The 25,388-nt window shown below is 31.9% G+C and carries 16 protein-coding genes and 10 tRNA genes; 4 read left to right on the top strand and 22 right to left on the bottom strand.

Translation table 11 applies throughout. The annotated features are described in order from the left end of the window. Positions 1-156: 156 nt before the first annotated feature. Positions 157-3,066 carry a S8 family serine peptidase gene (locus IW20_RS25405; protein WP_051885808.1) on the top strand — a complete coding sequence of 970 codons (2,910 nt, stop codon included), beginning with the start codon at positions 157-159 and terminating at the stop codon, positions 3,064-3,066. Positions 3,067-3,166: 100 nt separating this feature from the next. Here IW20_RS25405 and IW20_RS15935 read toward each other — a convergent pair whose 3' ends face one another. The 13 genes from IW20_RS15935 to IW20_RS26370 all read right to left on the bottom strand — a co-directional run bounded on the left by IW20_RS15935 (position 3,167) and on the right by IW20_RS26370 (position 9,311). Further along, on the bottom strand, positions 3,167-3,712 hold the full coding sequence (locus tag IW20_RS15935) for a 3'-5' exonuclease (RefSeq protein ID WP_035624586.1): 546 nt from the start codon (positions 3,710-3,712) through the stop codon (positions 3,167-3,169). A gap of 202 nt (positions 3,713-3,914) precedes the next feature. Next, positions 3,915-4,481 carry a metallophosphoesterase gene (locus tag IW20_RS15940; RefSeq protein WP_035624439.1) on the bottom strand — a complete coding sequence of 189 codons (567 nt, stop codon included), beginning with the start codon at positions 4,479-4,481 and terminating at the stop codon, positions 3,915-3,917. A gap of 62 nt (positions 4,482-4,543) precedes the next feature. After that, positions 4,544-5,641 carry a slipin family protein gene (locus tag IW20_RS15945; RefSeq protein ID WP_035624442.1) on the bottom strand — a complete coding sequence of 366 codons (1,098 nt, stop codon included), beginning with the start codon at positions 5,639-5,641 and terminating at the stop codon, positions 4,544-4,546. A gap of 1,001 nt (positions 5,642-6,642) precedes the next feature. After that, positions 6,643-6,924, bottom strand: coding sequence for an ATP-grasp domain-containing protein (locus IW20_RS25410; RefSeq protein ID WP_051885809.1), 282 nt, complete (start codon positions 6,922-6,924; stop codon positions 6,643-6,645). Between the two features lie 134 nt (positions 6,925-7,058). After that, positions 7,059-7,436, bottom strand: a complete 378-nt coding sequence (locus IW20_RS25415; RefSeq protein ID WP_051885810.1) for a hypothetical protein — start codon at positions 7,434-7,436, stop codon at positions 7,059-7,061. Positions 7,437-7,686: 250 nt separating this feature from the next. After that, complete coding sequence (locus IW20_RS15955; protein ID WP_035624444.1) at positions 7,687-8,256, bottom strand: RNA ligase 1 family protein; 570 nt, start codon at positions 8,254-8,256, stop codon at positions 7,687-7,689. A gap of 62 nt (positions 8,257-8,318) precedes the next feature. Continuing rightward, a tRNA-Leu gene (locus tag IW20_RS15960) sits at positions 8,319-8,391 on the bottom strand. Between the two features lie 178 nt (positions 8,392-8,569). Continuing rightward, a tRNA-Pro gene (locus IW20_RS26355) sits at positions 8,570-8,641 on the bottom strand. 8 nt (positions 8,642-8,649) lie between these two features. Beyond that, positions 8,650-8,720: transfer RNA gene (locus IW20_RS15965), tRNA-His, on the bottom strand. 132 nt (positions 8,721-8,852) lie between these two features. Beyond that, positions 8,853-8,924, bottom strand: a tRNA-Pro gene (locus IW20_RS26360). An 8-nt stretch (positions 8,925-8,932) separates the two neighbouring features. Continuing rightward, positions 8,933-9,003 (bottom strand) — tRNA-His (locus IW20_RS15970). Between the two features lie 142 nt (positions 9,004-9,145). Beyond that, positions 9,146-9,218, bottom strand: a tRNA-Asp gene (locus IW20_RS26365). A 22-nt stretch (positions 9,219-9,240) separates the two neighbouring features. Then, positions 9,241-9,311, bottom strand: a tRNA-OTHER gene (locus IW20_RS26370). 938 nt (positions 9,312-10,249) lie between these two features. Here IW20_RS26370 and IW20_RS15980 point away from each other — a divergent pair. Together IW20_RS15980 and IW20_RS15985 are read left to right on the top strand one after the other, a co-directional pair. Then, positions 10,250-13,354, top strand: a complete 3,105-nt coding sequence (locus IW20_RS15980; protein WP_035624449.1) for a DUF6493 family protein — start codon at positions 10,250-10,252, stop codon at positions 13,352-13,354. Between the two features lie 6 nt (positions 13,355-13,360). Next, positions 13,361-14,689, top strand: a complete 1,329-nt coding sequence (locus IW20_RS15985; RefSeq protein ID WP_035624452.1) for a hypothetical protein — start codon at positions 13,361-13,363, stop codon at positions 14,687-14,689. A gap of 74 nt (positions 14,690-14,763) precedes the next feature. Here IW20_RS15985 and IW20_RS15990 read toward each other — a convergent pair whose 3' ends face one another. The 3 genes from IW20_RS15990 to IW20_RS16000 are packed head-to-tail and all read right to left on the bottom strand — an operon-like array spanning position 14,764 to position 17,659. Then, positions 14,764-16,230, bottom strand: coding sequence for a tyrosinase family protein (locus IW20_RS15990; protein WP_035624455.1), 1,467 nt, complete (start codon positions 16,228-16,230; stop codon positions 14,764-14,766). Positions 16,231-16,270: 40 nt separating this feature from the next. Beyond that, positions 16,271-16,699, bottom strand: a complete 429-nt coding sequence (locus IW20_RS15995) for a hypothetical protein (RefSeq protein WP_035624459.1) — start codon at positions 16,697-16,699, stop codon at positions 16,271-16,273. Positions 16,700-16,717: 18 nt separating this feature from the next. Beyond that, entirely contained in the window at positions 16,718-17,659 is a 942-nt protein-coding gene (locus IW20_RS16000) for a multicopper oxidase domain-containing protein (RefSeq protein ID WP_240478502.1), read from the bottom strand. Between the two features lie 305 nt (positions 17,660-17,964). Between IW20_RS16000 and IW20_RS16005 the strand changes: the two genes are divergently transcribed. Continuing rightward, positions 17,965-18,360, top strand: a complete 396-nt coding sequence (locus tag IW20_RS16005; protein WP_035624462.1) for a helix-turn-helix domain-containing protein — start codon at positions 17,965-17,967, stop codon at positions 18,358-18,360. A 179-nt stretch (positions 18,361-18,539) separates the two neighbouring features. On the opposite strand, the gene IW20_RS16010 is transcribed toward IW20_RS16005, so the two are convergent. The 6 genes from IW20_RS16010 to IW20_RS16035 form a co-directional block, all read right to left on the bottom strand. Continuing rightward, the gene (locus IW20_RS16010; RefSeq protein WP_035624465.1) at positions 18,540-21,812 is read right to left on the bottom strand and encodes a hypothetical protein; all 3,273 of its coding nucleotides are present in this window, start codon (positions 21,810-21,812) and stop codon (positions 18,540-18,542) included. A gap of 305 nt (positions 21,813-22,117) precedes the next feature. Further along, positions 22,118-23,269, bottom strand: a complete 1,152-nt coding sequence (locus IW20_RS16015; protein ID WP_035624470.1) for a hypothetical protein — start codon at positions 23,267-23,269, stop codon at positions 22,118-22,120. Between the two features lie 464 nt (positions 23,270-23,733). Beyond that, positions 23,734-23,807 (bottom strand) — tRNA-Asp (locus tag IW20_RS16020). A 56-nt stretch (positions 23,808-23,863) separates the two neighbouring features. Continuing rightward, a tRNA-Ser gene (locus tag IW20_RS16025) sits at positions 23,864-23,937 on the bottom strand. Between the two features lie 2 nt (positions 23,938-23,939). After that, a tRNA-OTHER gene (locus tag IW20_RS16030) sits at positions 23,940-24,011 on the bottom strand. Between the two features lie 5 nt (positions 24,012-24,016). After that, a complete protein-coding gene (locus tag IW20_RS16035; RefSeq protein WP_035624474.1) occupies positions 24,017-25,387 on the bottom strand; it encodes an SDR family NAD(P)-dependent oxidoreductase in 1,371 nt (456 codons plus the stop codon). Position 25,388 lies beyond the last annotated feature (1 nt).

Consider the following 25,388-nt stretch of genomic DNA (forward strand, 5'->3'; position numbering starts at 1 on the left):
AAGTCTATTTAATAACCTATTAAAACTAAAAATTATGAAAATGAAACCAACCTTATTTTATGAGTTTACAGGAATGATTAATGACAAAAGTCCCCCAAATTCTATTCTTAAATACAATAGATTATAAAAAAGTGATTAACCCCCAAATCAAACTATATGAAAAATTTATACAAAATTGCTCTATTTTGTGTATGCGGAATTACCTACTCGCAAACGCAAAAAGACATAGAAGTAATTCGATCTAACTCGAATGTAACTGAATTAGAATCGTTAAGTCAAAAATTTAGATCTGAAGCTGAGCAAAAAAAACAAAGAATCTTAAGCACAGCAAGAACCAATGGTTGGAGCACAACTTTTACCAACAAAGATGGAACAACCAGCGAATTGATAGATATTAGCCCTGATGGAAAATCTCCTATTTATTATACTCCCGACAACGTAAATGCAGCCAAGTCTACCCGAGCAAACTTTTTGAACTCTGGTGGCGGTTTAGGACTCAATCTTAACGGACAAACCATGACTGCTTATGTTTGGGATGGTGGAGCTACGCTTCCTACGCACAATGAGTTTGGAGGAAGAGTTTCTATTCTGGATGGTGTTACAGTTATTGGCGCAGGCAACAATAGCCAACATGCAAATCATGTTACAGGTACTATTGTAGCTGCAGGAGCTGTTGCTGCCGCAAAAGGTATGGCCAATCAGGCAAATGCAAAAACCAATGAATGGAATAGTGATTTACCCGAAGCGACAGCAGCTGCAACAAACGGAATGTTATTATCTAATCATTCTTACGGCTGGGGCACAAGAAATCCATCTACAGGAGCAGTTTTAATAGCTCCATGGCAATTTGGATCTTACCAAACTGTTGCAAGAGATTGGGATAATCTAATGTTTAATGCTCCATATTACTTACAGGTAAAATCTGCTGGTAATGATGGAACGGATAATACTGCAAACCCAAGTCCTTTGGGAGGTGCAGGTTATGATAAACTTACAGGATTCTCGACTGCCAAAAATAATCTGGTTATTGCTAATGCAAATGATGCCGTTATAAGTGCAACAGGAGTGCTTACGAGTGTAACTATCAACACTTCGAGCAGTCAAGGCCCTACAGATGATTTAAGAATAAAGCCAGACATAACAGGAAACGGAACTTCCGTATATTCTACAGCTACACTTACTTCGACACCTACACCATTAACAAACAGTAGTTATGGTAATGCTACAGGAACTTCTATGGCGGCTCCAAACGTTACAGGAACTTTGCTCTTGTTGCAGCAACATTATAAAAACATTACAAATAATTTTATGCGTGCAGCAACGCTAAAAGGTTTGGCGCTCCATACAGCAGATGATGCAGGAACTGCAGGCCCTGATGCTATCTTTGGCTGGGGTTTACTAAACGCAAAATTTGCTGCCGAAACAATTACCAAAAACGGAACGAACTCAATTATTCAAGAGCATACTTTACCTACAGGATCTAGTTATAGTTTTAAAGTAGTTTCTGATGGGATAAATCCGCTTATTGCTTCTATATCATGGACAGATCCTGCGGGGGTAGCCTACTCTGGCAGCACACCAAATCTTAGCACAGCTAGATTAGTTAATGACTTAGATATACGTGTTAGTAATGGAACTACTTTTTTACCTTACAGACTTACATCGGCTACAACAAATGGATTAGGTGATAATACCAAAGATCCTTTTGAGCGTATTAATATTAATGGGGCTGCTGGTATTTATACCATTACCATTACTCATAAAGGAACATTGGTAAACGCTTTGCAAAAATATTCGGTAATTGTTACCGGAATTGCATTGCCTACTACCGATCTGTACATAAAAGACAGATCTTTTGACACTGGTGTACAACCAAACCCTGACTCAGGTCCTATGTGGATAAGCGATGATATCTGGGTAAGACAAAATATCGATGCTGGACTTGTACATGAAAATCCTGAATTTAAATTATCTTCTCCAAACGGGGTTTATATGAGAGTTTATAATAGAAGTACTAATACAAGTGCATCTGCAAAAGTAAGATTGTATTTTGCCAAAGCTTCTTCTGGATTAACCTGGCCTACTAATTTTGTAAACTATAGTATTGGTGCTCTAAAATATGGAGATGAAATAGGCGAAGTAAGTATTCCGTCTATTCCTGCCGGAGGTAATACTATTGTGATGGTTCCTTGGTATCCGCCAAATCCAGCATTATACCCTTCAGACCAACATCATTTCTGTCTGGCTGCAAGAATAGAATCTCCAAATGATCCTATGTTTAGCGAATTAACTGGTGTAGGTATAGGTGTAAATACTAAAGCTAACAATAATATTGCCTGGAAAAATTTAAGCGTTTACAACTTAAATACAACAGATATTGTTCCTCCTACAACAGTATTGGTGAGAGGTATAAGATCTAATGTTGTAAATCTAAGATTTATAGATAAGGGCTTTAATGAGCAATTAAAAAATAACTTCTTTGATTTAGGCGGAGTAATAGAAGCTACACTAGATGATAAATTATTTGAAAGAGCTCAGGCAAATAATTCTTTTAAAGCTGTTGAGATTATTGGCAAAAATAAAATTCTGATAAAATCCAGAGAATCAGCAATTGCAAATTTACCTATCGATCTAGAAGAAACTTTTGCAATAGCATTCGATTTTAGAGTTGCAACTGTCTTACCTGCCGATGAACAAATTACTGTAGATTTTATTCAGGAAGATGCTCTAAAAGGGGAACTTGAAGGTGGTGAACGTTTTGCACTTGTAAGAGAAGGCAAACCAAACACTAAACCAAATACGGCTCTAGCAACTGAAACTGCCGAATCCCGAATAATTACAATTTATCCTAATCCTACTAATGGAATATTTAAAATTAGCATTAATAGTGAGGAACAAGGAACTTTAAGAATAACTAACATTCATAACGTTGCTGTTTTCCAAGAAAAAACGAGCAAGAAAAAAGAATTTAGTGTGAATATAGCCAATCAAATTCCTGGAATTTATGTTGTTCAGTTTGTATCAAACAACGGAACTGTAACGACCAAGAAAATAATTAAAAACTAATTTCATATCAATTCATAAACCTAGATTAACTCAATTAAACGGAAAAACCACGAATGTACTATTCGTGGTTTTTTTATTTAATGCATAACATCGTGTCTTTTTAATTATGCAAACACCAATGCAAAATTTTAGCGATATTCTTTGCATCATCTACTCCTCGGTGATGGGTTCCTTCTAACGGAATATTCAATAATTGCAAAGCACCATTCATTCCGGTTGGCTTTTGTAAACCGAATTTCTCCGCAAAATGGACTTTTACATTAATATGCTCCTCTCCCATTGGGTATGGAACACCAAATGACCTACATTGTTTTTTAAGCATATTAAGATCGTACTGACCGTAACTTGCCCAAGTATATAAATCGGGTTGATATTCGTCTGCTAATTTTTCAATCGCTTCTTCAAAACTTACTCCATTTTTATCCAGTAAATCCTGAGTAATGGTCGTTAATTCTGTACAAAACGGACTCACACTGGAGCGTTGGGGTTTTATTAAAATACCCTGATTTTTAGTAATCGTTCCTGTTTGGGAATCTAATACGGCTAATCCAATTTCAATAATCTCATTTTGCTGCCCTTTCGGGACTTCACCTTGCCAACACGTGGCTTCTAAATCTATGATAATAATTTTATCTGTAGTTTTCATTTTTTCTTTTTTTAAATATTGCGTATAATTTTCTAACACATAGAAGCATAGTTTTGTTTAACCTAAAAATAGACGTTTCACTTATTTTAAATACGCATAGTTACTATGCGAAAGAAATATAGCTATCTTAAACTCTCTTCTTTTAAAAATAAAATTCTATGTCTCTATGTGGTATAAAAAATTATCAGCTTTTTTATATTAATTAAATTTCTCTTTCGCCAAAAGGCGCTTTCCATTCCTTCTTCATCATGATAGCTTTTACCTCATCATAAGAAAGAGGTTCATAATTATGACAATCAACACCCACATCAAAAGAGCGGGATGTTGGATCATCTGGCAAGTTACCATGAGAGTGACCGTATAAATGCCATGTTCCTCTAAAAGAGCTTTTCCATACTTTCATAGCATAGTGAAACAGGATTATTTTTTGCCTGCCATTTGGTGCATCTTCATCTGGAACACCTAATTCATAGTAATCTTTAATCCATTCAAATCGCTTGGGATAACTCAAAGCCGATTTATCGTGATTTCCTTTTACCAGAAAAATAGAACCATTTAATTGGTCTAAAGTCTCTTTTACTCGTTCTGATCTCTCTAAAGAAATATCACCTAAATGATAAACAACATCTCTGGGACTTACTTTTTCATTCCATCGTTTAATGAGTTCAGCATCCATTTCTTCAACCGAAGCAAATGGGCGTTCACTAAACCTAATTATATTTGTATGACCAAAATGTTGATCAGACGTAAAAAATATTTTTTGATTCATTTTTAATTTTATTCATAATTTCATACTAAAACCTACTAGCTATTTTTGCTAGTAGGTTTTTCTTATTTAACGAAGATTTCCTTCAATTGACCTATGACGTTTCCGCTGCCAGAAATGGTAATTTCTCCAATCTTATCAGCAATTTTCTCCACATATTCCATCTCTTTCAATTTCCACAACATCTCGTTTTCTTCCATCAACTTTGCAGTGTTTAACAAGCTTCTTGTTGCTGCAGTTTCTTCTCTTCGCATAATACTATTGGCCTGTGCTTTTTTCTCGGCAACCAAAACCTGATTCATGATTTCTTTCATATCACCTGGTAAGATTACATCTCGTATTCCAGCATCAGAAATCATCAATCCTAACTCATTTATTTTAGTCGTTACTTCGCCCAAAATAGCATCAGCAATTGTATCTTTTTTAGCCAACAACTCATCCAAAGTTAAACCTCCTACAAATGCTCTTAAAGCTAATTGCATGGCAACATATAATTGTTTTTCAAAGTCTTTATTATCTACCAAAGCTTTCATGATATCAACAACTTGGTATCTCACAAAGAAATTAATTCTCAATCCTGCTTTGTCTTTCGTTAATAATTCCTGTCCTGAAATTTCAACATGTTGTTGTCTTGCATCAACCGTTTTTACTTCGATAGTAATTGCATTGTTCCAAAAATAATGAGTTCCTGCTCTTAATTCGGTTGTAAAAGTTCCGTTAACAAACAACAATGCTTTATCATTGCTGGCAACAATAAATTTTCTTGCATACAACCTCAATTTTGCATTCTCCAATAAATTCATTGGAATATTTTCGGTGATATAAATTTTAGATAAATCTACTTTAGTAAATTCATTTTTTACAACACCTTTCCAAAAAGCATATCTACCAGCGGTTAAAACTTCTTTAAAATTACCGTTTACAAATTGCAATACAATTTCGTTATCGGCAACCTCAACAATTTCTAACATAGAAGCTAATGCTTCATTTTGCAATAATATATTCAATTCGTATGGCGCCTGAAACATCAATCCCATATCATAAATCATAACATTTTTATTACCCAAAATCCAATGAGAACCATCTTCTAATACCTTAACCAATTTTCTGTTCTCAAATACCAACCCTACTTGGTATGCATTAATTTTAATTCTATTTATCATCACTATATATCTTTAATATTTTTTTTACTATTTGTTTTTGCCACAGATAAAAAGATTAGACTGATTTTAAAAAAGCAGCCACGAATTGCTCGAATCAGCTCGAATTTTAAAACTTTGTGCCCTTTGCGTAAATCCTTGCGATCTTTGCGGTTAAATTCTCTTGCCACAGATTAAAATGATTTCTTCTATTTCACTTTTCTTTAATCTCTATAAATCATCTTTTCTCTATTCTCTTGCTTCTAACTTCATTCCTCTATTCTCTTACATCTATTCTCTATTCTCTATTCTCTATTCTCTATTCTCTATTCTCTATTCTCTAAATAAAAAAACTTCATTGTCTCTCTCCTCCGAGAAAAACGGACGAATAGTTTGTGGTTTGTTTACTCCAATTGTTTTGCGATTCTGTTTTGTGAAAGTGATTCTAAATTCTAAAAAAATCACTCAAACAATCAAACCGAAAAGAAAACGAGTTTTTCAAAATACATTTCTGTTCGCACTGGTTTTATCGTGAGTGTAAAATTTTGGACTTTGCAATCCTAGTTTTACAGACAAAGACAAATCAGTTTTCTTTGGCTATGCATCTTTTTAAGAGTGATGCGCTCTAAACACAGATAAAAGTCTGTTGACATACCAATCGTCCAACCGAATCTGAATTCGGCGCAGGATTCGAACCTGCAGCTTTCTATTGTTCTAACCAACTGAACTATCACATTACTGCGAATGGGATTCGAACCCATGACTTATAGAGTGAGATAGTTTTTTGGAAAACCATCAAAACCTCCAAATCAAGTTGCATAGAAAAACATAATACGCTTCCGCGAAAAGTTCTCTACAATGGTGCTATACAGAAACACGCAACAAGACTCGTTTGATATTTTTTAAAACCATAAACAATTATGTCTATGGTTTTCTTTATTTATTTTATTTAAAAGAACGTGTTTTTATTTCTTGAGCAAATATTCAAATCATACTACGCAACTATTCTGCGCAGTGTAAAATTCTTATTTTATCCATTCCATAATAGTTTCCAAATAGGCTTGTCTTACTTCCTCAAATCGTGTTATATTAGGAATATGATTTACTTCTAACAAATATTTAGAACCATCTTTTGCTACGATATAATCATTCCCAATCATATCCATTTGCAAAGTGTTTTTAATATGCAAAGTATCTGCAAGCAAATCAGGATCTACAGTCATAAAACCAGCATTATCAGGATGAATAGATTTTAACCAAGTATCACCTTCTAGTTTAATTTGCCAATACGTATCGCCAATCATCATAATACGAACAGCTTCGCCCTCATAATAAGGTTCAGTAGTTGCTGTAAACTCACTTTCCCATTCTCCTGTAAAACGATGTTTGTTTTCGCCACAATGCCAATTTCCCCATTTAGCAACAGTATCTTCTGTTACATTTATTGAAGTATTGAAGCTCCTGCACTTATAAATCCTCGAGGTGCGCTAAATCTTGAAAGAGATAAAGCTTTAACCAAACAAGGAATTTTAAATCGACAATCAAGCATAGCAGCAGCATTAGGATAACAAGCACCTTTCCAGATTGCTAAACCAGAAATAAAATCAAAATCATTATCATAAATACCATAATAGACTACTTTATCTACTGGCAACATACCTATACCATTTGCCTTTTCCATATAAAGGACTTCCTCTTTTACTATAATTTTTGGTATAGACTGATGCCAGATAATATGTCCTGAGTAACTTGCTTTTATAGTATCATATTCTTCTTGTTCAATACCTACTAAAGCAATTCTATTGTAATTTTGTTTCATGATTTTAATAATTTAGTCTTGTTTATAATTTATTTTTTTAATCTACCACTAAGACTCAAAGACACTAAGTTTATTCAATTTTCTCTTGCGACTTTGCGTCTTTGCGTGAAAATTGCTCGCTATCTTATCTTTAACAACACTTTGTCAATCTCTCGCAAAGTCGCAAAAACGCAAAGTTTTAAAATCTTTGTTCCTTTGTCCCTTTGAACCTCAGTCCCTTTGAACCTTTGTTCCTTCGCGACAAAACTCTTTAAGCTTCTTCTAATTTTAATCGTTTTATACCAAAATCAGATTTTCTTAATTTGCACATTCTGCCATCTGAAATATGATGAAAGACAATACCCTCAATATCATTCTCTGACAAGAATTCTCTTAAATCATCAAATGCAAAACTTGAAAAATCAAACACTTCACTACCGTGTTTAATTAAAGTATGTCGCTCTAATTTCTCAGGATTCCCCTGAACTTTGGGTCCACATAATTCGTAAGTACCATCCGTTTTAGTTTTCAAATTATCAAAACCTTCAAAGAAAAATTTATCTTCAGATTTTGAGCGATTGCATTTTAACCAATGCGGATGATGTCCAGAAATTAAATCTGCATCCTGACACGGAATAGCATCTACAGGAATTGCTCTACCTTTTTTTGCATCAAATCTTTTAAACAATTCTCCATTTATAATGGCGACTGCTGTACCATCAAATTTTCTGGTTGCAATGGCATCACCATTTATAACCCATTTATTTTCTGCATTAATTTTATCAATTACCCGTCCTAAATCATTCGGGTCTTTTGTAAATAGTGTACTTATCTTTTTCATCTTATATTATTTTAATTTGCCTTAAAGACATTTAGTTTAAACAGTATCAATTCTTTTATTTGTACAGGAAGAGAGATTCGAACTCTCAGAATACTGATTCTAAGTCAGCCGCGTATACCATTCCGCCATTCCTGCATAATTGTTTTTATCTTAATGTAATCAAGGTTAAAAACTTAATTTTATTCTTTTTTCTTTGCGTCTCTGCGTCTTTGCGAGAAAATAATATTATACTTTATCAAACTCTCGCTAAGTTTTAAAGCCTTTGAACCTCTGCGCCTTTGCCACTTTGAACCTTTCAACCTTAAAAAAAAAGTCTGAGAAGTAGGATTCGAACCTACGACCTCCCGCGTCCAAGGCGGGTAAACAACCACCGTTATCTTCTCAGTTATTTTGGGTGTTTTCGGGAATCGAACCCTGTTCTTCGGATTCACAGCCCGAGGTTTTACCAAATAAACTAAAAACACCATTTTTGTATTCTCCCACTAAGGCAAAAAACTCTTTATCAATCCCTCGCAAAGATGCCAAGTCACCAAGTTTTAAAACCTTTGAACCTCTGCGCCTTTGCCACTTTGAACCTTTCAACCTTAAAAAAAAAGTCTGAGAAGTAGGATTCGAACCTACGACCTCCCGCGTCCAAGGCGGGTAAACAACCACCGTTATCTTCTCAGTTATTTTGGGTGTTTTCGGGGATCGAACCCTGTTCTTCGGATTCACAGCCCGAGGTTTTACCAAATAAACTAAAAACACCATTTTTACATTCTGAACTAAGGCACAAAACTCTTTATCAATCCCTCGCAAAGTCGCAAATTTTTAAAACCTTTGAACCTCTTTTCCTTTGAGCCTTTGAACCTCTGCACCTTTAGACCTTTAAATCTTCAAAAAAAATTAGCGGCTCATACGGGAGTCGAACCCGTTTCTCCCGAGAGACAGTCGGGAAGGTTAGCCAGTAACCCCAATGAGCCAGTTCCTTCTAGAGAACACTTGTAATTTTGGAAGGATTCGAACCTTCATTCAAGGTTAATTAACCTCCCTTCTACCAATTGAAATACAAAATCATTTAATTTTTGGGCATAAAAAAAGCACCCGATTAAAGGTGCTTCATAAGATTCAATAAGATATACCTATCCTATTGCCAGTATCTATGCACCTGTATTGTAATAAATCCAAGATCAAATCTCGGGTTTAGCAGTTCTACGTTATATGTGTGATGTTTGAAATCCATTTTGTGTATTGTATTATATATTGAAATCATTGTTATTATTAGAAATTCGTTTTCCAAATTTTCTTCGGCAAAGATAAAGTCTAAAAAATCAATTATCCAAATCATTTTTTAATTTATTTTACTGATAATCAAATAGTTAAACCTTAAAACAATCCATAAAAATCCCTGTCCGCTTACTTAAGCAGATCCTTAATTGTATCAAATGACTGTCTCTCATTAGATTACTTCTCAAGATTATATTTCGCTATTAGGTTTAATCATTAAACATTTGATGCTTTATTTTTTTATTTTTTTTTAGTTAACGTTTATTTTTTATCCTTTTATGTCACTCTAGGTTACTCAAATTTTCATATTAGGCATCCTGATTCCGAATTTTCGGCACAGGAGAAATACCTATAAAACAAAAAAAGCGTCCCGATTAGGACGCTTTTATATTTTTATGTTGAATTAGAAACTACAATTTACACTTCAATTCTATAAAATACATACCACATCCATAGCCTTTAGCAGGGTAAAATCCCTCTAAACGGTCGCTATTTTGTTTTAAAGACAGGTTGATATGTAGATTCTTTATTTTCATTTCGAGGGCAAATGTAGGTCTTTTATTAATATAATTAAATAAATCTATATAATTAGTCCTGAAATATTTATCATTCACCTAACAATTTTAACCAAAATTTTCACTTAAAAACACCTTTTATGCTCTATTAATTTTATATTTTTGAGAGAATACAAATACAAGAATCTATAAATACAAGTCAATAAAATAGCATGAAAAAACACCTAAAATACATAGATGGAAATTCCGATAAGTTTTGGCAAATAGAAGTTACAGGATTTGAATTTGCAGTAACTTATGGTAAAAACGGAACTTCCGGAACATCCCAAACAAAAAGTTTTGCTACAGATGAAGAATGCCTGAGAGTTGCGAAAAAATTATTGGATGAAAAAATAAAAAAAGGATATTCAGAAAACGGCGACGTTACTGTAGCTTCAAAGCCAAAAACGGCAAAAAGCTCCAATTCTGATGCTATTTTAGAAGAATATGACACTATTATAAAATCTAAAAACATTGATTTATTATTGCCTTTCCTTCAGGAGAAATCAAAAGGTTATATCGAAGCTATAAAAAAGCACATCAAGAAAAGTAAGCGCTATTGGATGACCTATACCGACTTATCTAATGATCCTGAATTCCTTAAGAGAAATAAAACCAATAACAATTGGGGATCTAATTGGGGAACTCGTGGAGATGAGAAACAAAAAGAGATTATCACGCTAAGTGCTATTGCTTTATTTGATAAAACCGATATAAATTCCTGGGATGAAGCTTTAAATTTACTAGACGAAACAGACGAAAAGAAACAGGTTCTGGATGTTTTATTATGGGCAAAACCCAACTGGCTGGAAACTTTTATTCTAGACAAGATAAAAAGACAAGACTGGGTTAATTTTAATTATCATACGCTGCGCAAACTAGAAGAGCACGATTTATTACCATTTAATCCTGAATTATATGCATTAACTCTGGCGGCAACTAATGAATGGCGCGCAAAGATGAAGACTCGAAAATTCATTGATAATACATTAAATGATAAATTAACCTACCAAAGGGATATTCCGGAATTGTTTAATTATGAAACGACTCTTCATAATAGTTTCTTTAGAGATAATGATTCTCAAAGTTATGATGAGTTCCAGACTTGGGCTATTATCTACAAATCTTTAATAGACGATAAAAAAATGGATCGCGCTTTCTTTATCGAAAATGCTATCCTGATTCAAACCAAAGAATGGAATAATAACCTGAAATCTTTTTTCAGAAAAAGGATAGAAGAGTTTAATGTTACTGCAGATGAACTTATTATTTATCAGGAAAATATTTTCTCTTTTTTACATAATGCTTATCCGCCGATAACAAGTTACGGAATCGAACTTGTTAAGAAGATATACGAACATCCAAAATTTAAAACCAAATCTTTTTTTGAATGGTTAGAACCTTTAATGATGCGAAGCGATTGCAAAGCTGCCATAAAAAGTGTGTTACCCATTTTAGAAAAAATAAATAAATCGAATCCTAAGCTTAACAAAACCATTACGCCGATTATAGCCGATGTTTTTGTAATCGCTGATTTGGCTTTGCAAGAACGAGCGAGCAAGATTATTATAAAAATTGCTACCGAAAAAGATGCTGTTCTTAAAGAGAAATTATCTTCTTACGTGACTTTAATGCAAGGTAATATCAAATCGGGATTGAGTAAATTTCTAGATGATGATGCCTTAATTATTGACGACGCAGATCAGGAAGATTATAAATTTGAGCCAAAGAAAGAAGCTTTACTTATCGAGGAAGTTCAACTGCCTAATGATTGGAATGATATTTTATTTCAGTTTGGAAATTTCATTGGTTCTGAGGAAATTATCGACACCGAAATTTTATTGAACGTATATATCATGCAAAGGGATTTATTCCCATCTGATTATTCGGCACAATTGCAACCATACTTTAAACAGTTACAAAAAAGCTATTTTGAAAGTGTGCACAAGGATTTCGCAAAGTCATTTTTGATGGAAAAAATTTTAAACATCGAAACTAAATTCAATGGTAAGCATAAACATTATTCCAAAATAAATACGCTGTTATTAATGCAATCGTTGCTGAATAAAGTACAACGAAAAATTGATGACAATTCGGTTTTGCCACTACTCTCTTTCCCAACTCATAAACCGTATTGGGTTGCACCAAATGTTTTATTAGAAAGAGTTATTGCATACCAAAATACCAATGAAGAAATTGATTTACTAGATTTAAGTATTGCAATCTCTAGAATGCCAAGGGAAAATATCGAAAGTGCCATTCCGTTATTGGATAAAATAGAAGGAGAACTAAAAGAGTTGTTATCTTTTTGTTTGGGAGTAAACGAAAAAATAAATCTAAGTTCTGAATCTTTATTATCAAAAGCATTGGCAACAATGGGGAAAACTACCAAAGAAACGGGATTTTTATCTCTTTGGGCGGTTGCGGCAAGAACTCATTATCCTAATGATACTTTTACGGAATTTGAAAACACATATTTAAAAGAAGTTCCATTTGTAGTTTCTCCATTTATACCTAAAGTAGCGTTTAAAGAAAAATGGAACGAATGGGTTGATTACAAAACCAAAGAAAAAGTAAGAACACCATCTTGGTACGAATTACGATTTGACTTACCTAATTACTCCAAAATTCCAAATTATTTATTGTACAGTTTAGATATATATCAGCGACCAAATAGTTGGGATTATTTACTCAATTCGGCAGGAAACACCTATTATTGGCATAGCTTAACGCCACAAAATGCAGATGCTCTCGCTATAACATTATTGCATAATTGTGCCACTGGCGATGGATCGAAACCAGACTTAAAAGGTTTTCTGGATATTATAAATCGTCCTGAATTTCAGCTTTCAGATACTACATTGCTTTTATATGCTTGTAGTTTCCTTCAGGAAAAGAAAGACATCCGATTAATGGCTTCTGAAGTTTTGATTAATCTGGTTGATAAACAAACTATAGATATCGAATTATTTGCTCAGAAACTGGCTTTCCTTACCTCTGGAAAATATGGCGTGTTCTTACGATTGGTCGATGGTTTAATTGCCATAAAAGATGTTTCGCCATTACATAATAGTGCATTACTGAAGTTGTTTAATTCCTTTTTTGATAATCTGGATCTAAACGATAAATTACCAACAAACTTCAAGAAAATGGTCGAAAACTATCTTGATGTATTAACCAAAACAAACCAAAAACCATCGCCAAAAGCAATTGTTTTCTTTGAACAATGGAAGGATAATGCTTCGCTTAAATCATTGATTAAGCAAATTTTAAAATAAAGAAAAATGACAGATTTAGAATATAATTATAAAGGAATTTCGACGTATAGTAAAACCAAAGGAATCAATAATTTGGTTTTGGCACATCAAACCGAAATTGAAGAAGTAAATAATATCCCATGCTTTTTTTGGGGAAATTTGACAGATCCTTATGTTACCGCAAAATGCTGGAGTACGATTGCCAAAGTTGTTCGTTCTAGTTTTGGTCCTGTTCCGCCAAGTCTTCGTGATCCAATTGTATCGGCGGGAGCTGAACGATTGCGTTTTGAAGGATTTTCGTCCTGCAATGGTGTTTATGTACGATTAGATATGAAACCCGAAGCTATAGATGGAGAATTTATTGCCAACGGAACTACCAATGTCGATTTTAATGATCCTATGCTGAATGCGCTTAACGCTATTCAAAAAAATGAAAAAGTAACTCTTGCCGTTGGTCAGCAAGAAGTACAAGTTATTACTACCAAAGCAAAAGTTACCGAAAAGAAAGTAACCTTGCCAATGCGATGGATAAAAGGCTTAACAAGTGTGCAGCTTTATCTTGCCGATATGGATGTGAAATATGAACTGAATAAAATACAAACCATTCAGTTATTTCAAAGTTTACCAAAAGGAAGCGTAAAAGGAGATTTTTACATTACCAAAAGAGCGGGGAAATTTATGTTCTCGACTCTGGCTACAAATGATAGTGTACGTATTGGCGGCGTACAACGTTTGCGATTATTAGAAGGAATTCTGGCTATTGTAGATAAAATTTATATCTATGAATCTTCGGATAAACAAACTTGTGCTATAGTTTCGGAATTTGGAAAAATGCAGTTATTAATGGCTTTTTCTCCCGATTCGTACCGCGGATTTTCGGGCGAAGGAAATGTTCTCGAAACCATGACCGAAAACTTACCTATAGAATGGGTTTATGGTTTAAACAGTTTATTAAAATCGAATGAAACTTTTGACCCAACTATGCTTTCTATCGAGAATGATATTGATTTTGGAACTATGGATAATCTAACTTCTAATTTATCGTCGATGGGATTATTGGGTTATGATTTAAGCGAAAAAGCGCATTTTTACCGTCGTCTTCCTTTTAAAACTGAGCGTATTTTATCTTTAAATCCAAGGCTAAAAAATGCTAAAAAATTAATAGATAATGAGGATATAGAAATCGTAGAGCGCAGAGCCGATTATATCGAAGCCAAAGTAAAAGGTTCGGGCGTAATACACAAAGTAATTATCGAAGGAGCAAACCAAAGATGTACTTGCGATTGGTTTACTGCGTATCAAGGCAAAAGAGGTATTTGCAAACATATTCTAGGCGTAAAAATGACTATTTCTTAAAGAATTAGATTTTTACTCTTATAAAAAAATCGCCCTGATAAACGGGGCGATTTTTTACTTTTTTAGCTTTAGTCTTAGTTGGCTTTTACTACACTAATTTTTTCTAGTGTTACTTTAGCATCTCCACCTCCACTCTTTTTTATAATAACTTCAAAATCTTTATCATTATCTAATAAATTATCCGAAATATAATAGGCAAAATTAAGTTTAATTCCGCTTTCAGCTTTAGAGTGATTCTTATTCATTCCGTGATCGTGGGCAATCCCAAAGAAAGTCATTGTTCCAACATATATATCCGCCTTTCCAGGATAACGAAGGTAAACAGTATAATAATCTTTAGGTTCTTTGTAAACTACTACATCCAGATTTAGCAGTATTTTAGAATTAACACTTTTAAAAGCTTTATTTGTACTTTTTGCCAATTTACTAGTTACTTTCTGAGTAAAACCAGTTGGCTCAAGTACCTTACCTACTTTCTGTTCCCAAATAACTTCCTCTTTAGCATCCTGAAATGAAATTTTAGTCTTTCCTTTCGTTTCATTTGCCGCTACAACTGGAGTTTTAGATCCATAAAGCAAAGTATCATATTTATAATCTAAGTTAAAAACGATATCGTAAACTTCCTTCATCGTATAAGTAACACGCTTGCCATTAGGAGTAATAAACTCATAAGGCCAAGGCTTAGCTTCTAACTCTGCTAATGTTGGGCGCTGGCCATATTCTGATACATCCCAAGATTCCCAAATACGATCGACCATACTATGGTGTAGCCAAAAAACGGGATCAAATCCAGCTGATTCAACATTTGCCATCAACCCTGAAGTATCTGTCTGGAATATTTCATTATAATAAGTTTCACTTGGTACTGCATATACCCCACCTATAAGATTGTGCATATAACCATGAGGTGCGCGCTCTAAACTTTTAGTAAATCCACCATTTCCGCTAAAAGAAGGATTTTTTTGCAATTCTTTAAGTGCCAACTGAATGTCATTAACCTGATTAGGAAGTATTGGTTTACCATTGTTAAGAATACTATACCTCGCTGCTGTATACAAAGAACCCGATTTATCTCTTATAGGTTCTGCCATAATGTTATCTACCGTTTGAGTGCTTCCGTAATTCCAATATGGAAGGGCAAAATCAGCTTTCCCTGATAATTCGCGAACAATTTTTTCTAAATACCAAATGTACATTCTATGCCACAAAAGAAAATTTAAAGCAGCATTTTCAGATCCATTATGTGTACAATCTGCCCATGCCCATAATTTATCGTTAATAGTTTGATACTTTGGGCAAAGTTTATTATTTCCATAAATTGAATCCGGAACACTATGTATTGCGCCTTGGTAATACCAGGAAATACCGTTCTCACAGCCTAATTCACGCATTTTTTCAAAAGCGATATTCATTGCCTTAAGATTTTCTTTTCCTTCGGGCGTATTAACATTCCAACGCGTATATTTCGCATTGGCTTTACTCTGACCATAGGATAGTCCTGTAATCAGGATAATTAAAAATAGGTTAGTAATTTTCTTCATTTTGATAGTTTTAGGGTGAATATTAAATTGCTTATTTGCATTAAAGTACTTCGACTTCAAAGGTTAAAATCTTAGCGTACTTAGGGTTTGCTTTGTCATAAATTTTAAATTTTACGGTTCCGTTACCTATCTTGTTTACAGGAATAACATGAATTGCAATAAAACCTTGCTGATCCGGATTTAGCTTACTAAAAGCAGATCCTTTTGGAATTCCTATTTGGCAAGCTCCATGCTGGCACATAGAACAATCCCATTCTTTAGGAAATGTATTCGAGACTGTTTCCCAAACAAGATATATGGGTTTATTAGAGATATTTTCAACTTTAATTTTCGAAAGATCTAATCGCTTATTTTTCAATAAACTTTCCTTATTTATTCCATTACCAACCACAGAAAAAGTCGGTTTGTTTTGCGCAAACGAAAGGGAAAAAGAAAGAAGAAAAATAAAATAGAAGACTATTTTTTTCATGATTAACTGTTTTACATTTTAATAAAAAGCTGGAATAATAGCCTTGTAATACTCCTTTTTAGAAATCGGATCTATAAAATGATACATAATAGCTTCTTTCTCTCCTACGTTTTCTAGAGAAGCGACTAATTCAAGACATTCTCCCGGATGAAGCTGTACTTTATATCCATCTGACAATCCTGTTATATTAGTCTCTTTTCCTGAGATTAACTTAAGTTTTGTATGCGCCGGAAACACAATTTCATGAAGGTATAATCCAGCATTAACCAAACGAACAAAAACTGCTTCTTTCTTATCTTTTATCGATTGTAATCCTTTATTTTTCGCGGCTATTTCGCCATTAATAAAAAAGTAATTAGGCTTATAGTCGGGAAGAATTATTGGCTTATTTGTAGCATCATATTCTGTTCCCATAATAGCATCAGTATGCCATTTAGTATCTATTTCGTAACTACACCAGAGTAGCTCATTCAGAAGTTTAACCGCTGCGTTATCTGTTTCTTTTGGGCGTATAACAATTACTCCAAACATACCTGCCTGAAGATTAAAAGGATAATTTTCTGGACTATAATAAAGATATGTTCCTGCTTTTTTGGCCTGAAAAGAATAAAAACCGTGTTCCATATGATGAACCGGTTCTTTCTTCGTCATTACCTCCTTTTCCTTATTCCGTTGCAAGAATTCAATTTCCTTACAATACAATGAGACAGGATTACCTTGAGAAATATTCCAAAAATCGATATTTACACTATCACCTTCCTTTACATCAATATAAGATCCTGGTAAAGTAACTTGTCCCGAAAGCGAGTTTGCAAAGCCAAAGGTTCTTATTTTTAAATTGCTATTAATAACCAACTTTCCCGTTGTTCTCCCAATAATTAATCTTTCATCTTGAGAAAACAAAAATGTACTAACGAACAAAAAAGAAAATACTAATATGATTTTATTCCGTCTTTCCATTTCTAAACTCAAGTTAGTACCCAACATTAATTATTTGATATTATAATCAAATTTAGAGCTATTTGAAAATAAAAAACAGCGTATAAACACCTGTTTTGTAGTGAAAATCGAGTTAATTTAAAGAAGGTTTAGGTAAGAAAAATCATCTCCTAAGTTTTCCAGAATCGAAAAATACCTCATTAATCAAAGTAAGAAAAAGCATATATTTACACAGTACAAAAAAACAACCGAAGAGTATTTTATCAAATCTGTCATGTTTTTTACCGTTAAGTATTTTTTTAAAGAATTTTAAATACCTTTGAATTATGAGCACAGCAGCAAAACCAAAACATATTGGCAGAAATATAAGCCGAATAAGAGAGCTTCGAGGGATGAAACAAGAAGCACTTGCAATGGCAATTGGTTCAAACCAACAAGCTATTTCCGGAATTGAAGGAAGCGAAGAAGTTGATTCTAAAAAACTTTTAGAAATTGCAAAAGCACTTGGCGTTACTGTAGAAGCTATTGAAAATTTCTCGGAAGAATCTGTTTTTAATTATTTCAACACTTATTACGATACCAGTTCTAATAATGGTCCTCAAGGAACTGGAAATACTTGTAATTTCAATCCTCTTGATAAAGTTGTCGAGCTTTACGAACGTTTGGTTCAGGCTGAAAAAGAAAAGGTTGAATATTTAGAGAAGTTGCTGAAAGGGAAATAATATTTTATTTTCAAGATTATATATAAAATGCGCAATTCCCATTGCGCATTTTTTTGTTTATTGGAATTCAGATTATTACTAATAGCCTTTTACTAATTTAGAATCGTTTGTTTGTCTATAGTTGTTGCCACAAACTTGATAGACTTCGCAGAGTAATATTGAAGATTTAAAATAATCATTTACTCAAATTTAATATCTTTCAACGGATTATTTTCATTATAATCATCATTTATAAAATTAAACTTGACATCTAAAAATTCTTTTATTGCTTTAAAATTTGGTGTTATAGATTTAAATTCCAAACCATATGTCTGTATGATAGAACCAAAGCTTATTTCAAATTGATTTAAAAATTCTACTGTTTTAAATGCTTCTAAAGGGAACTTTACATAGCGATCCTTCTCATCTATTTCACAATATTTTATATACATTTCCTGAAAATTTTTCAAAACTTCTTCTTCATCAATAAACTTACTTTTTTCAAATTTATTTATTTTATAATTTATAATAAAATTATGAATATTTGTAATTATTTGCCAATCCTTCCACCCCTCTCTTCTTAAATCATTGATCAAGTGATGAAAATTTTTATTTTCTTTTAAATCTTCTAACGTTTTATAAGTAGATATATATGTATTTTCAAATCTATTTTTTATTGCTTCAATTGCAAATTCTTGATTATATTTAGAACTTATAGAATCATTCCATTGCATAACTTTATTTTCTTTTAAAAAAGTCATTTCAAAATCTTCTTTTTGAAAATTTTCTCTTTGAGAAAAGTTAAAATCTTCTTCTAAATAAATATCTCTATGAATTCTTTGATATAAATTGATGGAAGTCTGTTTACTGTGTAAATCTCTTTCTTTAATAAATTCGAAAAACAATTCTTGGAATTCTTCTTTTTCCAATAAGCTAATACTATCTAAAATAATATGTAAAGACATTAAATTAAAAATAATATGTTTATTAGATTCTAATGCATTTGAACTGTCGAAATAATGAACATGTACTTTCCAATTAATACTTTCATTTGAAGGTTCTAAAATTGGAAAATCATCATTTTCAGAAATTATTAATTCTATATTTACTTTACTCTTTATAAAATGAAAATCCATATTAAACAATGAAATTTCTGCTAAAATGATTTGAATCGTTGCAATATATTCTTCCGCTATAGATAACATATAATGATTATTATCAAAAATAATCTCCCATAAACTCCCTAAAGCATAAAATGAAATTATCCTTTGTTTTCCCACATCATTTAAAGGTACATCGTCAAAGTTGTTTTCTAAAAATTTGCCAAATTTTTCATCATTATCTAATTCTATATCTAAGTGATTAAATATTGGCTTAACAATTTCATCACCTATATAATCAAGATATTTAATATAATCATCAATAAAATAATTAAATTGTGATGACATTTTCTTTATTGAATATAATATAAAGGATAATCTTTGATTTATCTTTCCTTCCTCTTCATAATTTGCTACTACTAAATTTGATTGATTCCGTAAATAAATATACTTATCGTAAATATCAATCGCATTGAACCAAGAACCCTGTTTATAATCAGAGTGAAACATTAGACCTAAGCTTTTTTCTATATATTTAATGAATTCTTTATTAATACTTATTCTAAACACACTCAGTGCGTAGTACTTACCAGCTAAGTACATTCCAATATTATTATACAGATTAGAAATATTTAATAACGCCAATATAAATCCTTCAATCGTATCTTCTTGTTGATAATTATCTTTAGCTTTATGGAAATTCTCCAATGCTTTTAACAATCCATATGAGGTATTTGTCTTCAAAAATGAAATTCCTTTTTCTACTTGTTGTTTAGCCACTCTACTTTTTCCTTCACGTTTTTCAACATAAGGGTAAAGTTTTTCAGAAAAAGTCTCTAATGAATTAATAATTCCTTTTTGATCAATCGGATCAATATTGATAAAAATTTTAATATATTTATTTATTCTGTCACCAAATTGGGAAATTTTATACAATGGAGAAACATCAATAATTTTTAAAATCTCTTCAAAACATTCTATAAAATCAAATTCATTTCCACTAGAATTTCTTAAAAGTAGAAAATTACCTTTTTCTTCCAATAAATGACATTTTTCACTATTGTCTTGCACTTCAAGTAACCTTTTACAAATCTCTTCATAAAATAAATCATTCCATATTTTAAACTCATCTTTTGAGATATTTGTTTTCTCATTGTATATATATGGTAATAAAATATTTAAAATATTTTGAGCTTTTTCTAATTCATTTGTACTCTTAAAAGATGAGAAATCTTGAAAATAATACCTTATTCGATCTTCTATACCTGATAAATTTCCTTTTAAACGATCTCTATCATTTAAGTTATCATAATCGATTTCATGAGATTCACTATTTAAAAAAATACATTCATAAATTGCTTTTCTTACATAAGTTTCATCTATTTCTTCATTATTTATATAAAAACCCAAAAGAAGATTCCAATTGATTTTATGCCTAATCAAATATTTCTTTCTTCGACAATAATTAACTAAATCTATTATTTCATAAAACTCTCCAATCCTAAACTCTTCTATCTTTCCAATTTTACTATAATATGCATACTTTTCAGAATACCACTTATCTTCTTTGTTTCCAACATCAAGTATTAATAAATCAAGTTCATTTGTTGTTAATTTTCTATCCTCTGATTTTTCTTGAGAAGCTTTTGTAAATACTCTTTCAAGCAAGACTCCAAATACTTGCTGTATATTATCCCCTGTTATTTTATAATCTAATTTATATAATAGTTGTTCTGTTCTGGATTTGGCGTTTTCAAATTCAATGTTCGATGTTTCTCCAAGAAACTTCCACTTTATCAATTTAATAAATTCAATCCAAAAAGATTCCTCTATTGTATTAAATAAAGCTACCGCTTCATTAACAATTTCTTTATTATTATCTTTTGTTATATTTTTTTCTTGTTCCTCTACATATTTGGTGACAATATCTTTAACTTTAACTGCAATTCTTTTTGTTTGTTCTTCACTTAAATTATTTTGATTTTCGAACCATTCTTTTAATAAATCTGCTTCATTATTTAAATGAACTCTTGCTATTTCTGAATTAGTTTCAAATATAAATTCTTTATCAAAAGAATTATATTCAGTTTTTATATGAAGCATAAAAAAATGTGAAATACATTTTTTTATCTCATCACTTTTAAATGAAAAATTACTTGAATAAAGCTTAATTTGTCTAAATTTAATACTATCATTTAGATTATTTTTTTGAAATATATCTTCCTCATATTCACAAAAAATATCTTCTTCAATATTTTCTGAAAAATTATTAACCCATGTTTCAAGAGTTTTCAACGTCTGATAATTATATCCTCTCTGTGATGCAAAAGCATCTGTATTTTTTGAAAAAATATGTAATTTTTTTATACTCATGTTTTACTTTTAAATCGTTTCTCACAAAACAAACTTCACTCCTCAATAATCTTCTTTTGACTATAGATACTTTTCGTCTTAATTTTTCTTTTTTACTAAAATTACTTTAATCAAAGGCGCGTAACATTTTGCTAATTATTTAAAAATTTTCATATAATAACTCTTAAGCAATATAATTAACCCAAATAGCCTTCAAACCAAGTACAAATATCTGATTTAAAGCCTAATTTTTTTGCCACCATCCCCCGATAGCTATCGAGACTAAAACACAAAATTTTTAAGTTTTATTCTTTGCCATCATATAATCAATAATCTTCATCATCAGGTGGAGCAGTTTTATTGCGTGTTGTAATTTCCCAATTCTCTTTTTGATATGGATTATCTAATTTATCAATTTGAACTGAAATTTCTAATTCCTCTTTGTCTTCCTTATTTTTTCGAATAAAAATCCTAAATCCATACCCTTTTATTTTTTCGATGTATTTATCGGTTATGGCATTGTTTTCATAATAGTTTATTGCAACATTAATTTCTTTTGAAAACTGCGTATTCTTAGCTAAGAATTCTAAAAATTGCATGGCAGTTTCTTCTCTAAATTCAGTATCGTTTATTATATCCGGATCTACTTTATAAAACGCATTAAACTCTAACATTAAATTATCGCAACCTCCTACACTTGCATTAATTATGGTATCATTCTTCTTGTATAGTTCAAAGATAGTTTCGGTATAATTATGTATTTCAATACTTCTGGTACGCGTTTCTACTCCAGGAATATCATTAAAAATGGTTTTAGATTTTAATTTTGCAACTTTGCAACTCGACAAATACGATTCTTCATATAAATTACCATTCTTGTATATAAATGATAATGAAGCCGATTTTAAATTTTCTACAGAATTAGAATACGTTCTGAAATTTTGTGAAACCTTAATTTTAAATTTATTACCAATAAAATTTGCTTCATCAATTATATTATAAGAAAAAGGTGCATATCCAAGAATACTATGCGATTCTTTCTCCTTAATTTCATCTTTCATAATATAAAAAATAAAATCTCGATTTGTGTTTGCATTTCCTCCCAACATTCCTTCAGATGATCTGTTAATTACATAATCAATGATTCCGTCATTATTAAAATCTCCTTTTTCAAAAATCGAGAATGAAACTGTATAAGGATCGCCATCATTAGCAAATGAAACATAATAAGGCGATTCGTTTATTTGCATTTCTTCATATTTCTGGCTGCCAATTTCTTCGTTTATAAGTCTTTTTAAAAATTTGCTTTCTATTTCGGTCGGAATTACTTTTTCCTCTTCAGGTTCTACAGCCGAAATGGTATCCTTAGTGATTTTTTTGTGTTTTGTTTTAACTTCTTTTTTACATGAAAATGCTAAAACAACAAACACAAGAAGAATTATTTTACTGCTATTATAATATACTGATTTAAAACTCATTAATTAATCTATCTTTTATCTGTTAAAATATTTAAATTTAAATGCTTTTTTGGCACTTATTAGATGTAATACAATTCCAAATTAACAAATAAAAAACCACAAATCATTATAATAAATTCGCTTAAATGTAAAACCAAATTAGTTTCTAAAATATATTGATTTTAAAATATTGAATCGCCTTCTGCTTTAGCTCAATGTCATTAAGTTAAGCCTTTTTGAGCTAATTATGGTTAATTGTTTTCTCGCAAAGACGCAAAAGCGCAAAGATTTTACACGTAAACTTGGCGACTTAGCGACTTTGCGTGAGATTTATTAGGTACAGGAGCCTATTCAAAAATGAGAAAAGAATTTATGTAAGTTCATTCTTTACTCTCTCTAGATTTTAAGCTTCAAAAAATAGTGTGATTTATTTTAATACAAAAAAGCTTTTAGCATTTCTAGAAGTTTCTTTGATTCTAAAAAACAAAGGTGTGCATGGACTCGAACCCGCAACCGCTTGCTTGATGGGCAAGAGCTCTTCCAATTGAGCTAACACCTTTGTATGATTTTCTACGAAGGCACTATGAAGTAAAGTTTTTAAGTTTTAAAACAAAAAAAGGTGTGCAAGGACTCGAACCTGCATCCTCCTGTTTAGCAAACAGACGCTCTTCCAATTGAGCTAACACCTTAGTGGGACAATTGGGACTCGAACCCAAAACTACCACAGTGGCAGCAATTGTTTTTCCAGTTAAACTACTATCCCGTATTTTACCATTGAGAAACTTTGTAGTTTTTCAATAAGACTCCAAATATACTTTTTCCTTTGATTCCTTGTACTATTGGATCAAAAATTCTGCTTGCGCCATCTACAGAATCTAATGGCGGAATATACCCTTCTTCAAATTGTTTCTTTCGCAGACTTTCTTTGGCTCCTGTCGAAATCCAACCAACATCTACACTGGTCATAAAAACAGAATCATCAGCAAATTCTTTGGCAGAAGTTAGCGTCATCATATTTAGCGCTGCCTTTGTCATATTGGTATGCGGATGAAAAATGGTTTTGTTGGTATAACTAAAAATCCCTTCTGATGATGTCACATTTACAATAAAACGTTCCTTAAAATCTGAATTTAAGAACAATGGTTTTAATTCTTTTATTAAAAGGTAAGGCGCAATCTGATTAATCAAATTAACCTCAACCAATTCATACATACTAATCTCCTCCAAAGTCGAATTCCAACTTGTTTTTTCGCGATTGTCTACAGGTTGTCCAAAACGTGTGAGCGCTATTTCGGTTTTTTCTTCCAAGCCATATTCTAAAGCTTTTATCTCTTTACCAATCGCTGTTTGATTTGAAATTAAATTTAGATTTGATATGAATTCCCCAAGTAATTTGTCTTCTTTTTTAACTAAAGGCAAATAATATTCGTCTGGGTATTTTATTGTTTGTGCTGCGTTGTTTATCAAAATGTCTAAACTTTTAAATTTAGATTTATAAAAAGATACAAACTCATGTATAGCATTGAGATTTCTTAGATCTAAACCATAGATAATCAGATTATCTTTCCATTGTTCGAAATCATTTTCCTGACTAAATTGTTCTAACGCCAAAGCAGGAAAACGTGTTGTAAGCACCACATTGGCATTATTTCGTAATAGCCTTAAAGCTGTTGCAAACCCAACTTTTACCCGACCACCGGTTAAAATTACATTTCGTCCTTTTAAATCTATATTCTGAAAACGCTTTTCATAATTTTCTTCTGCACATTCCGGACAAAGTCTTGTATAAAAACTATGTGCCAATTTATACGATTGGTTGCAACAGTAACAATTTTTAGGCAGATTTAATGCTGTAAACTGCTGCTCGTTTGGATTTTCTTTTTCCGAAAATAATGTTTCTCCGTTTAAAGCTTTTGATACCAGTTCAGCATTTAGACTTGTTTGAAGATCTTCCTGCTTTTTAGAACTATAACTCGTACTACGGATATTCTTTTTTGCATTTTTATGAATTTTAGTAATCAAACCAGCAAACAAATCGTTATCAGGATTTTCAAACGGAGCTTCTTTCAAAGTCTTTAAAACCTTAATACAAGTTTTCCATTCTTCATCGCTAAAAGCATAATTTTTATTTTCTTCCATT

Source organism: Flavobacterium hydatis, from assembly GCF_000737695.1.
In the GTDB taxonomy this organism is placed as follows: domain Bacteria; phylum Bacteroidota; class Bacteroidia; order Flavobacteriales; family Flavobacteriaceae; genus Flavobacterium; species Flavobacterium hydatis.

Coding starts and splice junctions, on each gene's coding strand:
- IW20_RS25405 (WP_051885808.1), top strand. CDS start 157: ATGAAAAATTTATACAAAATTGCTCTATTTTGTGTATGCGGAATTACC.
- IW20_RS15935 (WP_035624586.1), bottom strand. CDS start 3,712: ATGAAAACTACAGATAAAATTATTATCATAGATTTAGAAGCCACGTGT.
- IW20_RS15940 (WP_035624439.1), bottom strand. CDS start 4,481: ATGAATCAAAAAATATTTTTTACGTCTGATCAACATTTTGGTCATACA.
- IW20_RS15945 (WP_035624442.1), bottom strand. CDS start 5,641: ATGATAAATAGAATTAAAATTAATGCATACCAAGTAGGGTTGGTATTT.
- IW20_RS25410 (WP_051885809.1), bottom strand. CDS start 6,924: ATGATGATTGGCGATACGTATTGGCAAATTAAACTAGAAGGTGATACT.
- IW20_RS25415 (WP_051885810.1), bottom strand. CDS start 7,436: ATGAAACAAAATTACAATAGAATTGCTTTAGTAGGTATTGAACAAGAA.
- IW20_RS15955 (WP_035624444.1), bottom strand. CDS start 8,256: ATGAAAAAGATAAGTACACTATTTACAAAAGACCCGAATGATTTAGGA.
- IW20_RS15980 (WP_035624449.1), top strand. CDS start 10,250: ATGAAAAAACACCTAAAATACATAGATGGAAATTCCGATAAGTTTTGG.
- IW20_RS15985 (WP_035624452.1), top strand. CDS start 13,361: ATGACAGATTTAGAATATAATTATAAAGGAATTTCGACGTATAGTAAA.
- IW20_RS15990 (WP_035624455.1), bottom strand. CDS start 16,230: ATGAAGAAAATTACTAACCTATTTTTAATTATCCTGATTACAGGACTA.
- IW20_RS15995 (WP_035624459.1), bottom strand. CDS start 16,699: ATGAAAAAAATAGTCTTCTATTTTATTTTTCTTCTTTCTTTTTCCCTT.
- IW20_RS16000 (WP_240478502.1), bottom strand. CDS start 17,659: ATGGAAAGACGGAATAAAATCATATTAGTATTTTCTTTTTTGTTCGTT.
- IW20_RS16005 (WP_035624462.1), top strand. CDS start 17,965: ATGAGCACAGCAGCAAAACCAAAACATATTGGCAGAAATATAAGCCGA.
- IW20_RS16010 (WP_035624465.1), bottom strand. CDS start 21,812: ATGAGTATAAAAAAATTACATATTTTTTCAAAAAATACAGATGCTTTT.
- IW20_RS16015 (WP_035624470.1), bottom strand. CDS start 23,269: ATGAGTTTTAAATCAGTATATTATAATAGCAGTAAAATAATTCTTCTT.
- IW20_RS16035 (WP_035624474.1), bottom strand. CDS start 25,387: ATGGAAGAAAATAAAAATTATGCTTTTAGCGATGAAGAATGGAAAACT.